The sequence below is a fragment of the Pseudomonas sp. BIGb0176 genome, from assembly GCF_024810175.1.
Lineage (GTDB): Bacteria > Pseudomonadota > Gammaproteobacteria > Pseudomonadales > Pseudomonadaceae > Aquipseudomonas > Aquipseudomonas protegens.
The window spans coordinates 59,641-78,164 of record NZ_JANUEC010000006.1; the positions used below are offsets into that span (position 1 = coordinate 59,641).

The window sequence follows — 18,524 nt, forward strand, 5'->3', positions numbered from 1 at the left end:
CCTGTTCAGTGGCCGGCCACTGCCCGGACGCTGCCGCCGGCCGGCGCGAACGCTAGCGGGTTGCGGCGATCCAGGTGGCCGCTCAACACGGTCAGGGCCAGGGCCACCAGCACCACCAGCGCGCCGATCCAGGCGGTGTGGATCAGCCCCAGGTGAGCGACGATCAAGCCCCCCAGCCAGGCTCCACCGGCAATCCCCAGGTTGAAGGCGGCAATGTTCAGGCCGGACGCCACGTCCACCGCCTGGGGTGTGTAGTGCTCGGCCTGACGTACCACATAGACCTGCAGCCCCGGTACGTTGCCAAACGCCACCGCGCCCCACAGCAGCACGGTCAGCAGCGCCAGCCATGGGTTGCCGGCGGTGAGGCTGAGCATCAGCAGCACCGCGGCGAGCAGGGCGAAGATGATCTTCAGGGCGCCGATCGGTCCGCGCCGGTCCGCCAGCTTGCCGCCCCAGATATTGCCCACCGCCACCGACACGCCGTACACCAGCAGCACCAGGCTCACGGTGCCGGCGCTGAAGCCGGAAATGTCCTGGAGGATCGGCGCCAGGAAGGTGAAGGCGATGAACGAGCCGCCGTAGCCCACCGCGGTCATGGCGTACACCAGCAGCAGGCGCGGTTGCTTGAGCACCTGCAGTTGTTGCAGCAGCGACGCCGGCGGGCGGTGGGTAATGTTCTTCGGCACGAACAGCAGGCTGCCGATAAAGGCGATCACCCCCAGGGCGGACACTGCGAGGAAGGTTTCGCGCCAGCCCAGATGCTGGCCGATAAAGGTGCCCAGGGGTACGCCGGTGACCAGGGCCACGGTGAGCCCGGTGAACATGATGGCGATCGCGCTGGCGGCTTTTTCCTTGGGCACCAGGCTGGTGGCGATGGTCGAGCCGATGGAGAAGAACACCCCGTGGGCCAGGCCCGTGACAATCCGTGCCAGCACCAGGGATTCATACCCGGGTGCCTTCCAGGCCAGCAGGTTGCCAAGGGTGAACAGCACCATCAGCGACAGCAGCAACAGCTTGCGCGGCACCTTGCCGCTGAGGGCGGTGAGCACCGGGGCGCCAATCGCCACGCCCAGAGCGTAGAGGCTGACCAGCAGGCCGGCGGACGGCAGGCTGACCCCGAGGTCGGTACCTATGGTGGGTAGCAGGCCAACGATAACGAACTCCGTCGTGCCGATGGCGAATGCGCTGAGGGTCAGCGCGAGCAGGGCAATGGGCATCACTGCAACTCCGGTGAAAGTGGGATTGGCGCGCAGTGTCCGGGTTTGACTCGTGCGGAAAAATAGCCCTATCGGCACAAGATATTTGCCTGTGGGTCAAGGATCCCGGAGCCCGTCGTTCACCGGCGCGCCGGCCCCGGGGGCAACTGAAGCGAACTTGCCGGGCGTTTGCTGATCAGTTCCTTACAGACCCTGCTGAAGGAGCCCTGCGTTGTGTTGAATTTCAAGACCGCGATCTTGCTCGGGATGCTGCTCGTTCTGGGCAGCAGCGAGCTCTGCGCCGCCACTGCCGCAACAGCCCCGGCGGCGGCCCCGGCCAAGCCGGAACTGCTGGTGGAAGGGGGCCTGCTGGGCGCCATCAGTTCGAGCATCGACGATGTCCAGGACAAGCTCGACCTCAATGAAAACCTGATCGACGCCTGGCGCCTGCGGGCCGACCGCGCGGCGGACGAAGTGGGGCGCCTGGTGAACCAACCCTCGGACCGTTCGGGCTGGAGCGTGGCCGGGGATTTCCTCACCTTGTCCGGCACCTGGCTGGGCAGCTTCGCCCTGCTCACGGTGCTGGCCGGGCTGCTGGTACGGCGGCTGAGCCAGCGGCCCTGGCTGCAAGCCCGGCCCCGAGGCCAGGGCCTGTTGGAATACCTGCTGCCTTACACCTTGCCGGCCTTGGTCTGCCTGCCGCTGACGCTTTACGTCAGCCATTCCCTGAACGGTTCGGTGGGGCGGGCGCTGGCCCTGTGCCTGGCCTATGCCACCAGCAGCGGCATCGTCTCGACCTCGGTGCTGTTGTGCCTGATCGTGATGTTCAACGTCGGGCACAAGCGGCCCGCGGTGCGGATCATCCGTGGCTACTGCCCGAAACCGCTGTTTCTGATCGGTTTCCTTGCGGCTCTCAGCGATGCCCTGACCAGCCCGCAGATCGCCCGCCAGCTGGGGGGCAATATCACCAGCAGCGTGGCGGTGTTCACCGGCCTGCTGGCCTCGCTGATCTTCGCGGTGCTGGTGATCCGCCTGCGCCGGCCGGTGGCGCACCTGATCCGCAACCGCTCTCTGGCCCAGCGTCTGAAACAGCCGGCGTTGCAGGAGTCGCTGCGGATCTTTTCCGGGCTCTGGTACTGGCCGATCCTGCTGATGGTGCTGGTCTCGGCGGTGAGCCTGATCGGTGCCGGCGAGGACAGCCAGCAGGCCCTGCGCTGCGCCTTGCTGACCACCGTGCTGCTGATCGCCACGGTGTTCCTCAGCACCGTGCTGCAGCACCTGTTCAAGTCCCGTAGCGCCCAGACGATTCAGCGCAGCAGCGCCTACAAGGAGCGTTTCCTGAGCCTGTTGCACGCCCTGCTGCGGATCGTCATGGCCATCGCCTTCATCGAGATCCTCGGGCGCATCTGGGGGATCTCGCTGTTCGAGTTCGCCCAGCGCAATACCGTGGGCCGGGCCATCAGCGACTCCCTGAGCAGCATCGGCCTGATCTTCCTGGTGACCTGGCTGCTGTGGGTGGTGCTCGACACAGCGATCCAGGAGGCCCTCAAGCCACCGGCCAACAAGCGTTCGGCGCGTCAGCCCAGTACCCGGGTCAAGACCATCCTGCCGCTGCTGCGCAATGCGATCAAAATCATCCTGGTGGTGATCTGCGCGATCACCACCATGGCCAACCTGGGGATCAACGTCGCGCCGCTGCTGGCCGGTGCCGGGGTGGTAGGCCTGGCCATCGGCTTCGGTTCCCAGCAACTGGTGCAGGACGTGATCACCGGCCTGTTCATCATCATCGAAGACACCCTGTCCATTGGTGACTGGGTGGTGCTCGACTCCGGCCATGCCGGCACCGTCGAGGGCCTGACCATCCGCACCCTGCGCCTGCGCGACGGCAAGGGTTTCGTGCATTCGGTGCCGTTCGGCCAGATCAAGGCGGTCACCAACCAGTCGCGGCAGTTCGCCTATGCCTTCTTCTCGGTGCAGTTCACCTACGACACCGACGTCGACAAGGCCATCGAACTGATCCGCGAAGCCGGGCGTTCCATCAGCGAGGACAGCTTCCTGCGCTACAACCTGCAAGGCGGCCTGGACGTGTTCGGGGTGGACAAGATGGACCTCAACGGCGTGGTGCTGACGGCCCAGTTCCGCACGGTGTCCGGCGGCCAGTACGCGGTGAGCCGGGCCTTCAACCAGCGTCTGAAAAAGCTTGTGGATAACTGCCCCTGGGTGCATTTCGCCCAGACTTATCCACAGCCGGTGGTGTTACCGGCGCGGCGGGTGCATGAAGACGAACCGGAACAGGACGACTCGGCGCTGCTGCTCCCCGAATCCCCCCGCCCGCAATGATTGCGCAACGACGGCCAGCGTAAGGGCAGCTGGATCTGGCGCAGGGCTCACGGACCCTTTCGCCGGCAAGCCGGCTCCTACGAGGGTGGGCGTGGATTGTCTGGAAGGGCGCCTGCTGCCTGGGTAGGAGCTGGCTTGCCAGCGAAGAGGCCGCTAGATGTGGCGCAGGGCTCACGGGCCCTTTCGCCGGCAGCCGGCTCCTACGGGGGGAGGTCAGTGCCGGATGAGCTTGTTGCGCAGGGCCTGGGCGGCCTGGGGTTTCAGCTCCAGCCACAGGTGCTGGGTGCCGCCGATGTCGGCGGCCGCCGGCAGGCCGTCGCGGAACACCAGGCGGTTGCCGCTCAGGGCCGGGACCTTGGGCCCGGGCAGCAGGGTCCCGGCAAGGTTCAGCGGGTCGACGCCGCACACCGCGATCAGGCTGCCGTCATGGGGCCGGCGGCGCACTTCGCGCAGTAGCGGGATGGCTTCCGGCAGGGCGAACTGCTCGCCGGCCAGGCCGCTGACGAAGCGCCCGCCGCGAATTTCTCCGCGGGCTTCCAGGCGATGGAAGGTACGCAGCAAATCGCGCCAGTTGGGCAGCCAGTCGGCCTCGCGCTCCAGCAGGCGCCAGAACACCACGCCATAGCGGCGTAGCAGGGTCATGGCCACGTGCTCCAGGGTGGCGGCGCTATCCTCGCTGGCGGCGCGGCGCAACAAGGCCCAGCGCCCCGCGTCGTCCATTCCTCCGACGAAGGCGCCGCGACCCCGTCGGCTGCTGCGGTTCTGGCGCTTGCTGGCCGGGGTGATCAGGGCCCGCAGCCCGGCGAAGCTGTCGGCGTTCACCCATCCGGCGCCTACCAGTTCCTGCAGCACGGTTTCCAGTTCGCTGCGCAGCAGGTGGGCTTCTTGCAGCAGTTCATCGAAAAACAGTGCGCCCAGCTGGCTCAGTACGGCGTGAACCTTCTGGGCCTTGGGTGACAGGTCACTGCTGTCGATGGGGCAGGTCAGGGCGTTCCAGAGCGCCACGCGGGCCCGGGGCAGCAACACGATGGGGGTGCTGCGCAGGGCGCTGGCGGCGATCTTGCCGCTGCTGTTGATCCGGCTCCAGACCACCTTGCCGCTGCGGCACAGGTCATCCAGCCAACTGGCGGAGTAATCCTTCAGGCGCGCCGGCAGCAGGTCGCTGTCCCAGGCCGAGGCCGCTGCGGGGTAGCCTTCGAACTGCGCGACCACCTCGGCCAGCATGGCGCTGCCCTGGCCCTGGGTACCCGGCGACAGGTGTTGCCAGTCGAACAGAAAGCGCATGAAATCCTGCAAGGCCACCGGTTCGATTTCCCGGCGCAGGCGCTTCACCGTGTAGCGGTGGATCCGCGCCAGCAGGTGACGTTCGCACCATTGTTCTTCATCGCCGCCAGGGCTGAAGCGCCCCCGCAGCACATAACCTTCGCTCTCCAGCTGGATCAGCGCCTGGTGGATGCTGGAAGCGGGCAGGCCCAGGGGCGCGGCGATCTGCGCCAGGGTCAGGGGAGCGAAGCCGCTGAGGCGGGCGCGAATCAGCTCCACCAGGGCCGGCTGTGCCTCCCAGGCCTGGTCGAAACCGGGCACCGGTTGCAGCGCGGGTTGCAAGGCGGCCTGAGGGTACAGCGCCCGCAGACAGCAGATGCGCTCCAGGGCCAGCCACAAGCCGCCGCCCGGGCCGGCCTGCAAGCGGCAGGCGCGGCCCTGGCTGGAAAGGGCTTGCAGCCACTCGGGCCAGTGGAGGTTGGCCTGGGCCTCGGCTTCGCTGATACAGGCCAGGCTCATCAGCGCTTCGTGCATTTCATCGGCACTGGCCGGGGCTGGCCAGGCTTCGGCGGCCACCGCGGCAATCGCTTCGGCATCCAGGGCGCCCAGGTCGTCGGTGGCTTGCGGGTCGCTCCAGCGCCGGGCCAGCACCGCCTGGGTACGGCGTTCCTCCAGGGGCGCGTCATCGAGAAAGGTGTAGGGCTTGGCGCTGAGGATTTCCGCCGCCAGGGGCGAGGGCGCCGGCAGTTCGCGGCTGAGCAGGCGCACCTGGCCCTGTTCCATGCGCCGCAGCAGGTTCAACCAGCCTTCGCTGTCCATGGCTTCGTGCAGGCAGTCGTCGAGGGTCTGCTCCACCAGCGGATGGTCGGGAATCTCGCGCTCGCCGGCCAGGTTTTCCAGGCAGGCGATCTGGTCGGGAAACACGCTGGCGATCAGGTCTTCGCTTTTCATGCGCTGGATCTGCGGCGGCACTTTGCGCCCGCCGCTGTAGCGCGGCAGGGCCAGCGCCACTCCGGCGTTCCAGCGCCAGCGCACGCCGAACAGCGGTGCGTCCAGCAGCGCCTGGACCAGGATGTGTTCGGCGCTGTTGCTGTGCAGGTAACGCCAGACCTCGTCCAGGGCGAAGCTGTGGCTGGTGGACAGGGAAAGGACGATCGCGTCCTCGCTGGCGGCCGCCTGCAATTCGAAATTGAAGGTGCGGCAGAAACGCTTGCGCAGGGCCAGGCCCCAGGCGCGGTTGATGCGGCTGCCGAAGGGGCTGTGGATCACCAGTTGGGTGCCGCCGGACTCGTCGAAGAAGCGCTCCATGATCAGCGTGTCCTGGGACGGCAGCGCGCCCAGGGCCAGGCGCGCCGGTGCCAGGTAATCCACCAGTTGCTCGGCGCTGGCCAGGTTCAGGCCCAGTTCGTGGTGCAACCAGTGGATGGCCGCTTGCAACTGGCCGGGCGTGGCGCCGAGCAACTCGTCGAGTTGGGCCAGCAGGCGCGCCACGGCACTGGAGAGTTCGGCGCTGCGCCCGGGGGCTTCGCCGAGCCAGAAGGGAATGTTCGGCGGCTGGCCCTGGGCATCCTCGACCCGCACCTTGCCGGTTTCCACCCGCAGGATACGGTAGGAGGTGTTGCCCAGCTGGAACACGTCGCCGGCAATGCTTTCCACGGCGAAGTCTTCGTTGACGCTGCCAATGTTCAGCCCCTGGGGCTCCAGCAGCACGCTGTAGTCGGCGTTGTCGGGGATGGTCCCGCCGCTGGTCAGCGCGGTCAGTTGGGCGCCTCGGCGCCCGCGCAGGGTGCGGGCCAGGGCGTCGCGGTGCAGGTAGGCGCTGCGCAGGCCCTGGCGCCCGTTGAAGCCCTCGGCGAGCATCTGCAACAGCGCCTGGTAGTGAGCCTGATCCAGGTCGGCGTAGGGCGCGGCCTGGCGCAGCATGTCCAGCAGCGCGGCTTCCGACCACTCCTGGCAACTGACTTCAGCGACGATTTGCTGGGCCAGCACATCCAGGGGGGCATGGGGAATCAGTAGAGTGTCCAGTTCGCCCCGGCGCACGCAGTCGAGCAGGGCGGCGCATTCGATCAGGTCGTCGCGGGTCAGGGCGAACAACCGGCCCTTGGGCGTGCCGCCCACCTGGTGACCGGAGCGGCCGACCCGCTGCAGAAAGGCCGAGATCGAGCGCGGCGAGCCGATCTGGCACACCAGGTCGACATCACCGATATCGATCCCCAGCTCCAGGGAAGCGGTAGCGATCAGCACTTGCAGGTCGCCGGCCTTGAGCCGCTGCTCGGCTTCCAGGCGCTGCTCCTTGGCCAGGCTGCCGTGGTGCGCGGCCACCGCCTGCTTGCCCAGGCGCTCGCTGAGGTGGCGGGCCAGGCGCTCGGCCAGGCGCCGGGTGTTGACGAATATCAGCGTGGTGCGGTGTTCCCTGGCCAGGTTGGCGAGGCGCTCGTACACCAGCTCCCAGACGTCATTGGCCATGACCGCCGACAGCGGCACCGGCGGCACTTCGATGTCCAGATCCCGGGGCCGGGCGTGGCCGATATCGACGATTTCGCAAGGGCGGCCGTGGCCCACCAGAAAGCGCGACACGGCTTCGATGGGCTTCTGCGTGGCGGACAGGCCGATGCGCAGCAAGGGTTCGGCGCACAAGGCCTGCAAGCGTTCCAGGCTCAGGGCCAGGTGGCTGCCGCGCTTGCTGCCGGCCAGGGCGTGGATTTCGTCGACGATCACACTGCGGGTGCTGGCCAGCATCCTGCGGCCGGAATCCGAGCCCAGCAGCACGTAGAGGGATTCCGGGGTGGTGACGAGGATCTGCGGCGCGCTCTTGCGCATGGCGTTGCGGTCTTTCTGCGGGGTATCGCCGGTGCGCACCGCGGTGCTGATGGACAGTTCCGGCAGGCCCATGCGGCGCAATTGCTCGGTGATGCCCGCCAGTGGCTGCTGCAGGTTGATCTGAATGTCATTGCTCAAGGCCTTGAGTGGCGACACATACACCACCAGGGTGGCGTCCGGCAGCTGGCCACCGCCGGCCAGCCCCTGGCGCACCAGGTCATCGATCACCGCGAGAAAGGCGGTCAGGGTCTTGCCGGAGCCGGTGGGCGCGGCGATCAGGGTAGAGCGGCGCTGGGCGATCAGCGGCCAGGCGCGGGCCTGGGCCGGGGTCACAGCGGCAAAGGTATGCTTGAACCAGGCGCTGACAGCGGGGTGGAAGCCGTCCAGCACCGGATTCACAGATTGGGCAAGGTTCATGGATGGATTTATGCGGCCGCACCCGGCAACTTGCAAGCACCGTTGATTCCATGGGGGCCTCGACACTTTCTGAGTGACGCTTGCGCCACAAACCCGCAAAATGCAACGATTCCGGCAATTATCGACGGCCAGCCCCACGAGACTGGCCGACTCCAACCATCGTTCTGAACAGACTGGGCCTGCTGACTCTATGCGAATGCGCCTTATGTTACTGGGCGGCGGAAATGCCCTTGGGCAGGCGCTGATTCGCCTGGGTGCGGAGGAAGACATCGGTTTCCTCGCCCCCCGTCCGCCGCAAGACGGCTGGGATGCCGCGAGCCTTACGCAACTGCTCGACGACACCCGCCCGGATGCCTTGATCAACCTGGCTTACTACTTCGACTGGTTTCAGGCGGAGAGCGTGAGCGAGGCGCGCTTGAGCGGCCAGGAACGGGCGGTCGAGCGCCTGGCAGAGCTTTGCCAGCATCACAACATCATCCTCCTGCAACCTTCGAGCTACCGGGTGTTCGACGGCTCCCGGGCGACTGCCTACAGCGAAAAGGACGAGCCGGTGCCCCTGGGCCTGCGCGGCCAGGCTCTGTGGCGGATCGAGCAAAGCGTTCGCGCCACCTGCCCGCAGCACGTGCTGCTGCGTTTCGGCTGGCTGCTGGATGACAGCCCGGACGGCATTCTCGGGCGTTTCCTGGCCCGGGCCGAATCCCCGGACGAACTGTTGATGGCCGACGACCGGCGGGGTAATCCGACCCCGGTGGACGATGCCGCGCGGGTGATCATCTCGGTGCTCAAGCAGCTCGATTGCGCCGCGCCGCTTTGGGGCACTTACCACTACGCCGGCCAGGAAGCGACCACGCCCCTGGCCCTGGGGCAGGCGGTGCTGACCGAAGCCCGGCAATTGCACCCGCTGGCCATCGAGGCGCCGACCGCCCAGGCCCATGCCGCCAGCGCCGATGCCGCCGAGGAACCGCAGCACGCAGTACTGGCCTGCAAGAAAATCCTTCATACCTTCGGGATCAAGCCGCGCGCCTGGCGTGCCGCGCTCCCGGCTTTACTGGATAGGTTTTATCGTCATGGCTGAAGGCCTCGTATTGATCACCGGCGGTGCCGGTTTCATTGGCTCGCACCTGGCCGATGCCCTGCTCGCCAAGGGCTACGCGGTGCGGGTGCTGGACGACTTGTCCACCGGCAAACCGAGCAACCTGCCGCTGGCTGATCCGCGGGTCGAGCTGATCGAGGGCAATGTGGCCGATGCGGCGCTGGTCAGCCAGGCCATGCAAGGCTGCTGCGCTGTGGCGCACCTGGCAGCGGTGGCTTCGGTGCAGGCCTCGGTGGACGACCCGGTGCAGACCCACCAGAGCAATTTCATCGGTACCCTGAATGTCTGTGAGGCCATGCGTGAGCACGGCGTCAAGCGAGTGCTGTTCGCTTCCAGCGCCGCGGTGTATGGCAACAACGGGGAAGGCCAGTCCATCGACGAGGACACGGCCAAGGCGCCGCTGACCCCTTATGCCTCGGACAAGCTGGCCAGCGAGCACTACCTGGATTTCTACCGGCGCCAGCACGGGCTGGAACCGGCGATCTTTCGCTTCTTCAACATCTTCGGCCCGCGCCAGGATCCGTCTTCGCCCTATTCCGGGGTGATCAGCATCTTCAGCGAACGGGCCCAGCAAGGCTTGCCGATCACCGTGTTCGGCGATGGCGAGCAGACCCGGGATTTCGTCTACGTCGGCGATCTGGTTCAGGTGCTGGTGCAGGCCATCGAGGCGCCGCAGTTGGAAGTGGGAGCGGTCAACGTTGGCTTGAACCAGGCCACGACCCTCAAGCAGATGCTCGCGGCCCTGGCCGAGGTGGTGGGTGCCTTGCCACCCATCAGCTACGGCCCGGCTCGGGCGGGCGATATCCGCCATTCGCGGGCTGGCAACCAGCGCCTGCTGCAGCGCTTCAAGTTCCCCGAGCCGACCCCGATGAGCGTCGGCCTCGCCCGCCTGATGGGGCGCTGAGGGAAAACACGCACATGAAAAAGGCGCCTTGCAAGGCGCCTTTTTTATTGCTGGCGGGTTTAGAACTTGTAACCCAGGCCCACCATGTAGACCCATGGGTCGACGTCCACATTGACCTTGGCACGAGTGCCGGCGGCCAGGGCGTTGTTGTCCACGTAGGCGCGGGTATCGATGTCGATGTAGCGTGCCTGGGCGTTGATCATGATGTTGTCGGTCAGCATGTAGTCGGCACCGATCTGCCAGGCCAGGCCCCAGGAGTTCTTGGCGCGGAAGTTGTCGAAACCTTCGGACTGGGCGCGGCTGCCGACGTGCTCGTCGTAGATCCAGGTGTAGTTGATACCGGCACCGACGTAGGGTTGGAACACCGACTTGTGGTCCAGCGGGTAGTACACCACGCTCAGGGTCGGTGGCAGGTGCTTGAGAGTACCCAGCTTGCCGTTGGCCGGAGCCAGGGACGTGTTGCGGATCTTCACGTCGTGTTCGAACGGGGTGGCGGCCAGCAACTCGATACCGATGTTGTTGGTCAGCATGTAGGCGAAGTTCAAGCCCAGCTGAGTGTCGCTGTCCATGGTCGCCTTGCCGCCCAGGTTGGCGCCAGCCAGTGGGCCGCTGTCGACCTTGACGTCGGAGCTGTTGGCTTTGGGTTTGACGGTAATCGCACCGGCACGAACGATGATGTCACCAGCTTCGTGGGCGTTGGCAATCGGGGCGGCGAGTGCGAGCGCGATCAGGGAGGCGCTAAGCAGAGACTTGTGCATGGGAGCTCCAAAGGACGATTCAGATTGGCTATGTCCAATGGTAAGGATCGTCAAGTTGACCGCCTTGACTCAGCTCAATGAAATGGCAAACCCCGGTTGGCGGGGTGAACTATTCTTTTGCCCCGCACTCTTTTGACGTTCCCCGGGCGTCGCCCGCCCGCACTCTTTTACTCCGGCAACTCGTAGACGTAGATCTTCTGCGCCACCATCTGGTAGCCGGCATCCGCCAGCTCGCTGGTGGAGGGCTTGACCTGCATGTCGCCTTCGATCCAGTACGGCTGGTACAGCTCATCGAGTTTCACCCCGACTTCGCTGGTGACGTGGACGATCTGGTTCGACGGCGGTGGCGGTACGTGGATGCAGGCGCCGAAGTAGGGCACCAGCAGGAAGTCTGTGGTGCGTCCTTCCTCGCTCACTTCCAGGGGCACGATGTAGCCGGGCAGGCGCACCGATTGGCCGTCGAGGCTCTTCACCACCGGGGCATTGGGCAGGTCCTGCTTGGCAGCGGGAGCCGATTCGGCGGACAGCGCATCGCTCATCTGCGACAGGTCGTGCAGCGGCTTCATGTTCGGCACTTCCGGCGGCGCGTCCGGCGGGATCATTTCCGACCAGGTCAGGTCCTTCGGAGCCCCCGCCGCCCACAGCGGCGAGCTGAACAGCAGCGACAGGGCAAGCAGAGAGCGCAGCAAGCGTTGGGTCTTCATAAACCAGGGCTCATAAACGAATCGACAGGCCATCGGCCAGGGATTGCCGGTAGGCGCGCCAGGCCGGCACGCTGCCCATCAGCAGCGCGGCGATCAGAATACCGCCCAGCAGCGTCCACTCATACTGGCTGGGCCAGGACAGTGGCAGGTACAGGCCGTAATTCGACTGCACGTAGCCCTGGGCCAGGGCGATGCCCAGGTACAGCAGGCCAAGCCCGGCCAGCACCCCGAACAGCGCCAGGGCGAAGGCTTCGAAGATCAGCAGGGTCGCAATGTGCCAGGGGCGAGCGCCCACCGAGCGCAGGATGGCCATCTCCCGCCGGCGTTCATTGAGGCTGGTGAGGATCGCCGTGAGCATGCCGATCAGGCCGGTCAGGACCACGAACAGCGACACCACGAACAAGGCTTTCTCGGCGGTGCCCATCAGGCTCCAGAGTTCCTGCAGGGCCACGCCGGGCAGGATCGCCAGCATCGGCTCGCCGCGGAATTCGTTGATCTCCCGTTGCAGGGCGAAGGTCGAGATCTTGCTGTTGAGGCCCAGCATGAAGGCGGTGATGGCCTGGGGCGTCAGGTCCATGTTGCGCGCCTGGTCGGCGCTGATGCGCCCCTCGCCACGGGCCGGCACGCCGTTGTGCCAGTCGATGTGGATCGCCTCCATGCCGCCCAGGCTGATGTGCAGGGTGCGGTCCACCGGAGTGCCGGTGCGCTTGAGGATGCCGACCACGGTGAAGGGCTTGTCGTCGTGCTTGACCAGGCTGATGGCCGCCACGCCATGGGCCAGTACCAGCTTGTCCCCCAGCTTGTAGTGCAAGGCATCGGCGACTTCGGCCCCCAGCACCACTTCGAAGGGGTCGCTGGCGAAGGCCCGGCCCACCGCCAGTTGCAGGTTCTGCTGGTGGCCGTACTGGTAGTGCTGGAAGTAGGCGTCGGTGGTGCCCATCACCCGGTAGCCGCGGTGGGAGTCGCCCAGGGAAATCGGGATTGCCCATTTCACCTTGGGGTTGCTGGCGAAGTGCTCGAAGCTGTCCCAGCGGATGTTGTTGGTGGCGTTGCCGATGCGGAATACCGAGTACAGCAGCAGGTTCACCGAACCGGAACGGGCGCCGACGATCAGGTCGGTGCCGCTGATGGTGCTGGCGAAACTGGCCCGGGCTTCGGTGCGCACCCGCTCCACCGCCAGCAGCAGGCAGACCGAGAGGGCAATGGCGAAGGCCGTGAGGATCGCGGTGAAGCGACGGTTAGCCAGGCTGGCCATGGCTAGACGGAACAGATACATCTCAGACCTCTGCGGGCTTGGCGGCGCGATTGAGTTCGGCCAGCGACAGGTTGCGATCGAACAGCGCTGCCAGGCTCTGGTCGTGGCTGACGAACAGCAGGCTGGCCCCGGCTTCACGGCATTCGGCGAACAGCAATTGGAGGAAGGCTTCCCGGGCGTCGTGGTCCAGCGCCGAAGTCGGTTCGTCGGCAATCACCAGTTCCGGCTGGCCGATCAGCGCCCGGGCCGCAGCGACCCGCTGCTGCTGGCCGATGGATAGCGAATCGGCGCGGCGGCCGAGCAGCTCCGCGTCCTTCAGCCCCAGGTGGGCCAGCAGGGTGGCTGCGGCCTGGTCGACGCTGCCATGGCGCTGTGCGGCGCGGCCGGCCCGTAGCTTGGAGAAGTGGCAGGGCAGCTCGACGTTCTCGCGTACCGAGAGAAACGGCAGCAGGTTGAACTGCTGGAAGATGTAGCCGGTGTGATCGACGCGAAAGCGGTCGCGGGCGCCGGCCGAAAGCTCGGTCAGCTCCTGGCCCAGCAGGCGAATGCTGCCCTGGTTGGGTTTCTGCACGCCGCCCAGCAGGCCCAGCAGGGTGGTCTTGCCGCTGCCGCTGGGGCCCTTGAGGAACAGGGTTTCGCCGACTTCCAGGCGAAAGTCCGGGATGTCCAGTAACGGTGGATGACCGGGCCAGTTGAAGCCCAGGTTGGACAGTTCGATAAGTGCTTGGGTCATGTCGGGTCGATCATCGGATGAGTGTTGTAGCCGCCGAAGGCAGCGGCTACAGGGTTGGCGCTCAGAACTTCAGGGTTGCCGCCGTGGCGCTGGCTTCGACGCCCTGCTGGCCATTCGGCGAAATGAGTTGTACCTGAATTTTCTGGGTGGCGGGGAAGGTCTTGAAGACCTGCCCCAGATCGAGGGTCTTCAGGGCATCCGGCTTGGCGCAGGTGAACTGGTAGTGGGCGTGGATCTCACTGTGCTCATGGTGATGCTCGTGGCCAGCGGTGTCCTTGGCATCTTCGTCGTGGTCGTCGTCATCGTGATCATCGGCATCGGGCTGGTCGCCGAACAACGGGCTCTCCAGCTCCTGCTTGGCCACCACGCACGCCGCTGCCTTGGGCAGGCTGAACAGTACCAGCGGCTGTTCCAGCTGGGTGCGGGCGGCAGCCACCTTGGCCTTGTCGGCGTCGGTGCTCGGAGCGTGTTCGAAGCCCACCAGGTTCATTGCCGGGCTCTCCAGCTCCAGTTCCAGGGTCTGGCCGTCGAGCACTGCGTTCAAACGGCCGACTCCATGTTCGTGGGCGCCGAGGCTGCCATGTTCATGCTCGTGATCATGGGCTTGCGCGGCCTGGGCGGCGGCCAGCGGCAACAGGGCGAACGGCAGGGCGAGTAGCAGACGGCGCATAGCAAGTCTCCGGAGCGAAGATGAAATAAATGTTATGTGATCTTATAACAATCGGCCGCTGAGTTTGACCGGCCGCTTGGCGTTGCGCAAGACGCGTGGGAGCATGCTCGTCAGAAAAATTCAGGAGCACAGCAATGTTGCGGATTCGTGGAAGCATCGGCGACTGGCCGGTGGATTTGACCCTGGAACTGGACGAAGGCGACTGGGCGCAACTGGGTGCGCAGTTGCAGGCGGCCAAGCCCGAGAGCGTCGCGGTGGCGGCGAAGCCGGCCAGCCAGGACGATGCCCTGTGGCAGACCACCAAGGAGTTGCTGCGCAAGGCCGGGCAGCTCAGCGGGCCGGAGTTGCTGGAGCAACTGGAAGGGCTGGCCGGTAGCGCTGCGGCAGGCAAGCGCTTGTTGGTGCGCTTGCGCCACTGCGCCGAGGTCAAGGTGGTGAGCGGCGCCGATACGCCGATCTACAGCTGGGTGCAATGACCCTGCAGGAGCCCGCTTGCTGGCGAATGCGTTCGGCCTGTCAGAACGCCTTCGCTGGCAAGCCAGCTCCTACACAAGCCAGCTCCTCCGGCTCAGTACAGGGCGGCGAACAGCTTGCGGCGGTAGGCGGTCACCAGCGGGTGGTCGTTGCCCAGCAGGTCGAAGACTTGCAGCAGGGTCTTGTGGGCGATGCCTTCGTTGTAGCTGCGGTTGCGCATGAACAGCTTGAGCAGGGCTTCGAGCGCCGCTTCATATTGCTGGCGCGCCAGTTGCTGGATCGCCAGTTGGTACAGCGCTTCATCGTCCTGCGGGTCCTTGGCCAGGCGCGCCTTGAGCTCGGCGGCGTCCGGCAGGTCCGCGGCCTGCTTGAGGAAGGTGATCTGCGCCTTGGCTCCGGCCAGGGCCGCCTTGTGCTCATCGCTCTTGACCGCGTCGAGCACGGTCTGGGCTTCACCCAGCTCGCCACGCTCGGCCAGGCAGCGGGCGTAGAGGATCAGCGCCTTGGCGTTGCTGTTGTCTTCGCCCAGCAGCACCTTGAGCAGGGCCTCGGCATCGCCGATACGGCCTTCGGCAAACAGGGCTTCGGCCTGTTCCAGCGGATCGGCGGCCGGCGGTGGCGGCATCTGCACATGGGGTTCGAGCATGGCCCGCACCGCGGATTCCGGTTGCGCACCGGCAAAGCCGTCTACGGGCTGGCCGTCCTTGAACAGCACCACGGTGGGCAGGCTGCGGATGCCGAAGCGGGCGACGATGTCCTGCTCGATGTCGCAGTTGACCTTGGCCAGCAGCAGTTCGCCCTGATAGCTCTCGGCAATTTGCTGCAGCATCGGCATCAGCGCCTTGCAGGGCGCACACCACTCGGCCCAGAAGTCCACCAGGACCGGCTTGTGAAAGGAGTTCTCGATCACCGACTGGTCGAAATCAGCGGTGCGGGCGTCGAAGATGTAGGGCGTTTCCTGACTCATGGGGTATCTCGAATAAGCGGGAATGGAACCACTATAAAGGCTGGCCGGGAGGCTGAAAATCGCTATCGCCGCTGTGCGTGATAGAGGCTCACGTTGCGAAATTCCCAGGGTTCGGCCAGGTCGGGCAGGGTGAGGGCATTGAGCATTTCCAGGCGCTGATAGAGCGGGTGCTGGAAGTCCCGTACGCGGGAATCCGCCACCAGGGCCTGGCGGCCACGGCTGAGGAACTGGTCCAGCAGCGGCAGGTTGGCCCGATCGTAGAGCACGTCCGCCACCAGGATCAGGTCGAAGCGGTCGGCCTCGGCGAAGAAATCCATGGAATAGCTCAGCTCGACGCCATTGAGTCGGGCATTCGCCCGGCAGGCGGCAATGGCCAGCGGGTCAAGGTCACAGGCCACCACTTCCCGGGCCCCGGCCTTGGCCGCGGCAATCGCCGCCACGCCGGAACCGGCACCGAAATCCAGCACCCGCTTGCCCGCGACCCAATGCGGCTGCTCGGCCAGGTAGCGCGCCAGGGCCAGGCCGCTGGCCCAGCAGAAGCTCCAGTAGGGCGGCTCGTGGAGGATGCGCCGGGTTTCTTCCGGGGTGAAGGCGCGGTCCATGTTGTCGGCGTCGATCAGCCAGAGCTTCAGCGTGGTATCGGGCAGCTCGCAGGCTACCAGTCGCGCGTCCCCCAGCAGTTCGCTGAGGGCAGCTTGCAGGTCGAGCGGGACATTCATGGGGCTTTGACAAATTGCAGTTGGCCCAGGGCCTGGCTGGTGGGTTGGTCGATGCGTTGGGCCGGCAGGTGCAGGATCAGTTGGCCGGACTGGCTGGCGCGGCCGCGCAGTTCGACCCGGGCGCCGGCCGGAAAGGCTTCGGTGGCAAAGCGCAGGCGGAACGGCAGGGCCTGGCTGGTGCCGCTCAGGTTGCTGCTGGCCAGCAGGCGTTGCGGACGGCCGCGCTCATCGATCACCAGCAGGGCCAGCTCGACGTCGGCGCCGGCCGGTACGCCCTCGAGGGTGCCACTCAACTCGCGCTGGTAGGCCGGCAAGGGGCCTGGATCGGCCGGTTCCTGATTTTTTTTCACCGCCTGCTGCTGTGAAGTGGAGGGGGCCGCGGTTTTTGGCGTATCGCTGCTGCAAGCGACCAACAGGCTGACAAGACTGAGCAGAACGAGCGGTCTGAGCGGCATCTGAAGCTCCAACAAGGCGAATGTCCGTGTGCGAAACATAATAGTCGGTCTGTATACCGTAAAGGCTATGGCTTGTCTTGCCAGTGGGATGCGCTACCATGGCCCTCCCTTTTTTTGTTGCCTGCCACCATGCACTGTCCCTTCTGCGGTGCCAACGACACCAAGGTCATCGACTCGCGTCTGGTCGCCGAGGGCGAACAGGTGCGCCGCCGGCGTGAATGCCTGGCCTGTGGTGAACGTTTCACCACCTTCGAAACCGCCGAACTGGTGATGCCGCGCCTGATCAAGACTGACGGCAGCCGTCAGCCCTTCGACGAAGAAAAACTGCGCGCCGGTATGCAGCGCGCCCTGGAAAAACGCCCGGTGAGTGTCGAGCGTCTGGAGGCGGCGCTGGTGCACATCAAGCACAAGCTGCGGGCCACCGGCGAGCGCGAGGTCAAGTCGCTGGTCGTGGGTGAGCTGGTGATGACCGAGCTGCAGAAGCTCGATGAAGTCGCCTACATCCGCTTCGCCTCGGTCTATCGCCGTTTCCAGGACCTCAACGAATTCCGCGAAGAGATCGACCGTCTCGCCCGTGAGCCGGCCAAGCAATGAGCCAGCCTGCCGAGCAAGCGGTCCTCGACGCCCACTACATGGCCCGTGCTCTGGAACTGGCGCGCAAGGGTCGCTACTCCACCCATCCCAACCCGCGTGTCGGCTGCGTCATCGTGCGCGACGGCCAGGTGGTGGGCGAGGGCTGGCACGTGCGGGCCGGCGAGCCCCATGCCGAGGTGCATGCCCTGCGCGCGGCCGGTGAACTGGCCCGTGGCGCCACCGCCTATGTGACCCTCGAACCCTGCAGCCATCACGGGCGTACGCCGCCCTGCGCCGACGCCCTGGTGAATGCCGGTGTGGCACGGGTGGTCGCGGCCATGCAGGACCCCAACCCGGAAGTGGCCGGCCGTGGCTTGCATCGCCTGGCCCAGGCCGGCATCGACACCCATGGCGGTGTGCTGGAAGGCGAGGCGCGGGCGATCAATAAAGGCTTTCTGAAACGCATGGAGCACGGCTTGCCTTATGTGCGGGTCAAGCTGGCCATGAGCCTGGATGGCCGCACCGCCATGGCCAGTGGCGAGAGCCAGTGGATCACTGGCCCTGCGGCGCGCTCTGCAGTGCAGCGCCTGCGGGCCGAGTCCAGCGTGGTACTGACCGGCGCCGACACAGTGCTGGCGGACGACGCGCGGCTGACCGTGCGCGCCGCCGAACTGGGCCTGGATGCCGAGCAGACCGCCCTGGCCATGAGCCGGCCGCCGCTGCGGGTGCTGATCGACGGCCGCCTGCGGGTGCCTCTGGATGCGCCATTCTTCAAGGCCGGCCCAGCGTTGGTTGCCACTTGTGCGGCGGTGGAAGAGCAATACGCCAACGGCCCGGAATGCCTGATTGTTCCAGGCCCCGATGGCCAGGTGGATCTGCGTCTCCTGCTGTTGGAGCTGGCGGCCCGTGGGGTCAACGAAGTGCTGGTGGAAGCCGGCCCACGCCTAGCCGGGGCCTTTGCCCAGCAGGGCCTGGTGGACGAGTACCAGATATTCGTCGCCGGCAAGTTCCTCGGTTCCTCTGCGCGGCCGTTGCTGGACTGGCCGCTGGCGCAGATGAGCCAGGCGCCATTGCTGAAGATCATAGAAATGCGTGCGGTGGGCGATGACTGGCGAGTCACTGCCATCCCGGCCCCGCCAGCGAGCGTATAATTCCCGACTTTCGCCTACCCGGCGGCCCTGTT

16 protein-coding genes are annotated in these 18,524 nt (G+C 66.1%); 6 read left to right on the top strand and 10 right to left on the bottom strand.

The genetic code is table 11. The features are described from left to right. Positions 1–5 precede the first annotated feature (5 nt). On the bottom strand, positions 6–1,217 hold the full coding sequence (locus M2395_RS28820) for an MFS transporter (RefSeq protein ID WP_041120030.1): 1,212 nt from the start codon (positions 1,215–1,217) through the stop codon (positions 6–8). A gap of 213 nt (positions 1,218–1,430) precedes the next feature. On the opposite strand from M2395_RS28820, the gene M2395_RS28825 reads away from it, so the two are divergent. Continuing rightward, on the top strand, positions 1,431–3,536 hold the full coding sequence (locus M2395_RS28825) for a mechanosensitive ion channel family protein (protein ID WP_041120721.1): 2,106 nt from the start codon (positions 1,431–1,433) through the stop codon (positions 3,534–3,536). Between the two features lie 213 nt (positions 3,537–3,749). Here the strand turns inward: M2395_RS28825 and M2395_RS28830 are convergent, their stop codons facing one another. After that, positions 3,750–8,036, bottom strand: a complete 4,287-nt coding sequence (locus M2395_RS28830; RefSeq protein ID WP_123431453.1) for a DEAD/DEAH box helicase — start codon at positions 8,034–8,036, stop codon at positions 3,750–3,752. A gap of 190 nt (positions 8,037–8,226) precedes the next feature. On the opposite strand from M2395_RS28830, the gene M2395_RS28835 reads away from it, so the two are divergent. Both M2395_RS28835 and M2395_RS28840 read left to right on the top strand, forming a co-directional pair. Next, positions 8,227–9,111 (top strand): sugar nucleotide-binding protein, encoded by an 885-nt coding sequence (locus M2395_RS28835; RefSeq protein ID WP_036995925.1) that lies wholly within the window; start codon positions 8,227–8,229, stop codon positions 9,109–9,111. Next, on the top strand, positions 9,104–10,033 hold the full coding sequence (locus tag M2395_RS28840) for an NAD-dependent epimerase/dehydratase family protein (protein ID WP_123431454.1): 930 nt from the start codon (positions 9,104–9,106) through the stop codon (positions 10,031–10,033). Before M2395_RS28835 ends, M2395_RS28840 begins: the two co-directional genes overlap by 8 nt. 59 nt (positions 10,034–10,092) lie before the next feature. On the opposite strand, the gene M2395_RS28845 is transcribed toward M2395_RS28840, so the two are convergent. From M2395_RS28845 to M2395_RS28865, 5 genes are all read right to left on the bottom strand, one after another. Further along, on the bottom strand, positions 10,093–10,791 hold the full coding sequence (locus M2395_RS28845) for an OmpW family protein (RefSeq protein ID WP_011063748.1): 699 nt from the start codon (positions 10,789–10,791) through the stop codon (positions 10,093–10,095). Between the two features lie 167 nt (positions 10,792–10,958). Further along, complete coding sequence (locus M2395_RS28850) at positions 10,959–11,480, bottom strand: DUF3299 domain-containing protein (RefSeq protein WP_169893459.1); 522 nt, start codon at positions 11,478–11,480, stop codon at positions 10,959–10,961. A gap of 25 nt (positions 11,481–11,505) precedes the next feature. Beyond that, positions 11,506–12,771: an ABC transporter permease gene (locus tag M2395_RS28855; protein ID WP_015637208.1), complete on the bottom strand. Its 1,266-nt coding sequence runs from the start codon at positions 12,769–12,771 to the stop codon at positions 11,506–11,508. Between the two features lies 1 nt (position 12,772). Continuing rightward, positions 12,773–13,483, bottom strand: a complete 711-nt coding sequence (locus M2395_RS28860) for an ABC transporter ATP-binding protein (RefSeq protein ID WP_072444886.1) — start codon at positions 13,481–13,483, stop codon at positions 12,773–12,775. Positions 13,484–13,544: 61 nt separating this feature from the next. Continuing rightward, complete coding sequence (locus M2395_RS28865; protein WP_015637206.1) at positions 13,545–14,153, bottom strand: DUF2796 domain-containing protein; 609 nt, start codon at positions 14,151–14,153, stop codon at positions 13,545–13,547. Positions 14,154–14,287: 134 nt separating this feature from the next. Between M2395_RS28865 and M2395_RS28870 the strand changes: the two genes are divergently transcribed. Continuing rightward, positions 14,288–14,629, top strand: a complete 342-nt coding sequence (locus tag M2395_RS28870; RefSeq protein ID WP_015637205.1) for a hypothetical protein — start codon at positions 14,288–14,290, stop codon at positions 14,627–14,629. 92 nt (positions 14,630–14,721) lie between these two features. On the opposite strand, the gene trxA is transcribed toward M2395_RS28870, so the two are convergent. From trxA to M2395_RS28885, 3 genes are all read right to left on the bottom strand, one after another. Then, positions 14,722–15,594: a thioredoxin gene (gene trxA / locus M2395_RS28875; protein WP_011063742.1), complete on the bottom strand. Its 873-nt coding sequence runs from the start codon at positions 15,592–15,594 to the stop codon at positions 14,722–14,724. Between the two features lie 62 nt (positions 15,595–15,656). Next, a complete protein-coding gene (locus M2395_RS28880) occupies positions 15,657–16,313 on the bottom strand; it encodes a methyltransferase (RefSeq protein ID WP_053154128.1) in 657 nt (218 codons plus the stop codon). Then, positions 16,310–16,768, bottom strand: a complete 459-nt coding sequence (locus tag M2395_RS28885) for a lipoprotein (protein ID WP_041120023.1) — start codon at positions 16,766–16,768, stop codon at positions 16,310–16,312. Before M2395_RS28885 ends, M2395_RS28880 begins: the two co-directional genes overlap by 4 nt. 129 nt (positions 16,769–16,897) lie before the next feature. On the opposite strand from M2395_RS28885, the gene nrdR reads away from it, so the two are divergent. Both nrdR and ribD read left to right on the top strand, forming a co-directional pair. After that, positions 16,898–17,362: a transcriptional regulator NrdR gene (nrdR, locus tag M2395_RS28890; RefSeq protein WP_019095943.1), complete on the top strand. Its 465-nt coding sequence runs from the start codon at positions 16,898–16,900 to the stop codon at positions 17,360–17,362. Continuing rightward, positions 17,359–18,492 (top strand): bifunctional diaminohydroxyphosphoribosylaminopyrimidine deaminase/5-amino-6-(5-phosphoribosylamino)uracil reductase RibD, encoded by a 1,134-nt coding sequence (gene ribD / locus M2395_RS28895; RefSeq protein ID WP_123431455.1) that lies wholly within the window; start codon positions 17,359–17,361, stop codon positions 18,490–18,492. The genes nrdR and ribD overlap by 4 nt, the downstream gene beginning before the upstream one ends. Positions 18,493–18,524: the final 32 nt, after the last annotated feature.

Bases quoted from the DNA above. Each gene is read 5' to 3' on its own strand.
- M2395_RS28820 (WP_041120030.1), bottom strand. From the start codon at position 1,217: ATGCCCATTGCCCTGCTCGCGCTGACCCTCAGCGCATTCGCCATCGGC.
- M2395_RS28830 (WP_123431453.1), bottom strand. From the start codon at position 8,036: ATGAACCTTGCCCAATCTGTGAATCCGGTGCTGGACGGCTTCCACCCC.
- M2395_RS28835 (WP_036995925.1), top strand. From the start codon at position 8,227: ATGCGAATGCGCCTTATGTTACTGGGCGGCGGAAATGCCCTTGGGCAG.
- M2395_RS28840 (WP_123431454.1), top strand. From the start codon at position 9,104: ATGGCTGAAGGCCTCGTATTGATCACCGGCGGTGCCGGTTTCATTGGC.
- M2395_RS28845 (WP_011063748.1), bottom strand. From the start codon at position 10,791: ATGCACAAGTCTCTGCTTAGCGCCTCCCTGATCGCGCTCGCACTCGCC.
- M2395_RS28855 (WP_015637208.1), bottom strand. From the start codon at position 12,771: ATGTATCTGTTCCGTCTAGCCATGGCCAGCCTGGCTAACCGTCGCTTC.
- M2395_RS28860 (WP_072444886.1), bottom strand. From the start codon at position 13,483: ATGACCCAAGCACTTATCGAACTGTCCAACCTGGGCTTCAACTGGCCC.
- M2395_RS28865 (WP_015637206.1), bottom strand. From the start codon at position 14,153: ATGCGCCGTCTGCTACTCGCCCTGCCGTTCGCCCTGTTGCCGCTGGCC.
- M2395_RS28870 (WP_015637205.1), top strand. From the start codon at position 14,288: ATGTTGCGGATTCGTGGAAGCATCGGCGACTGGCCGGTGGATTTGACC.
- trxA (WP_011063742.1), bottom strand. From the start codon at position 15,594: ATGAGTCAGGAAACGCCCTACATCTTCGACGCCCGCACCGCTGATTTC.
- M2395_RS28880 (WP_053154128.1), bottom strand. From the start codon at position 16,313: ATGAATGTCCCGCTCGACCTGCAAGCTGCCCTCAGCGAACTGCTGGGG.
- M2395_RS28885 (WP_041120023.1), bottom strand. From the start codon at position 16,768: ATGCCGCTCAGACCGCTCGTTCTGCTCAGTCTTGTCAGCCTGTTGGTC.
- nrdR (WP_019095943.1), top strand. From the start codon at position 16,898: ATGCACTGTCCCTTCTGCGGTGCCAACGACACCAAGGTCATCGACTCG.
- ribD (WP_123431455.1), top strand. From the start codon at position 17,359: ATGAGCCAGCCTGCCGAGCAAGCGGTCCTCGACGCCCACTACATGGCC.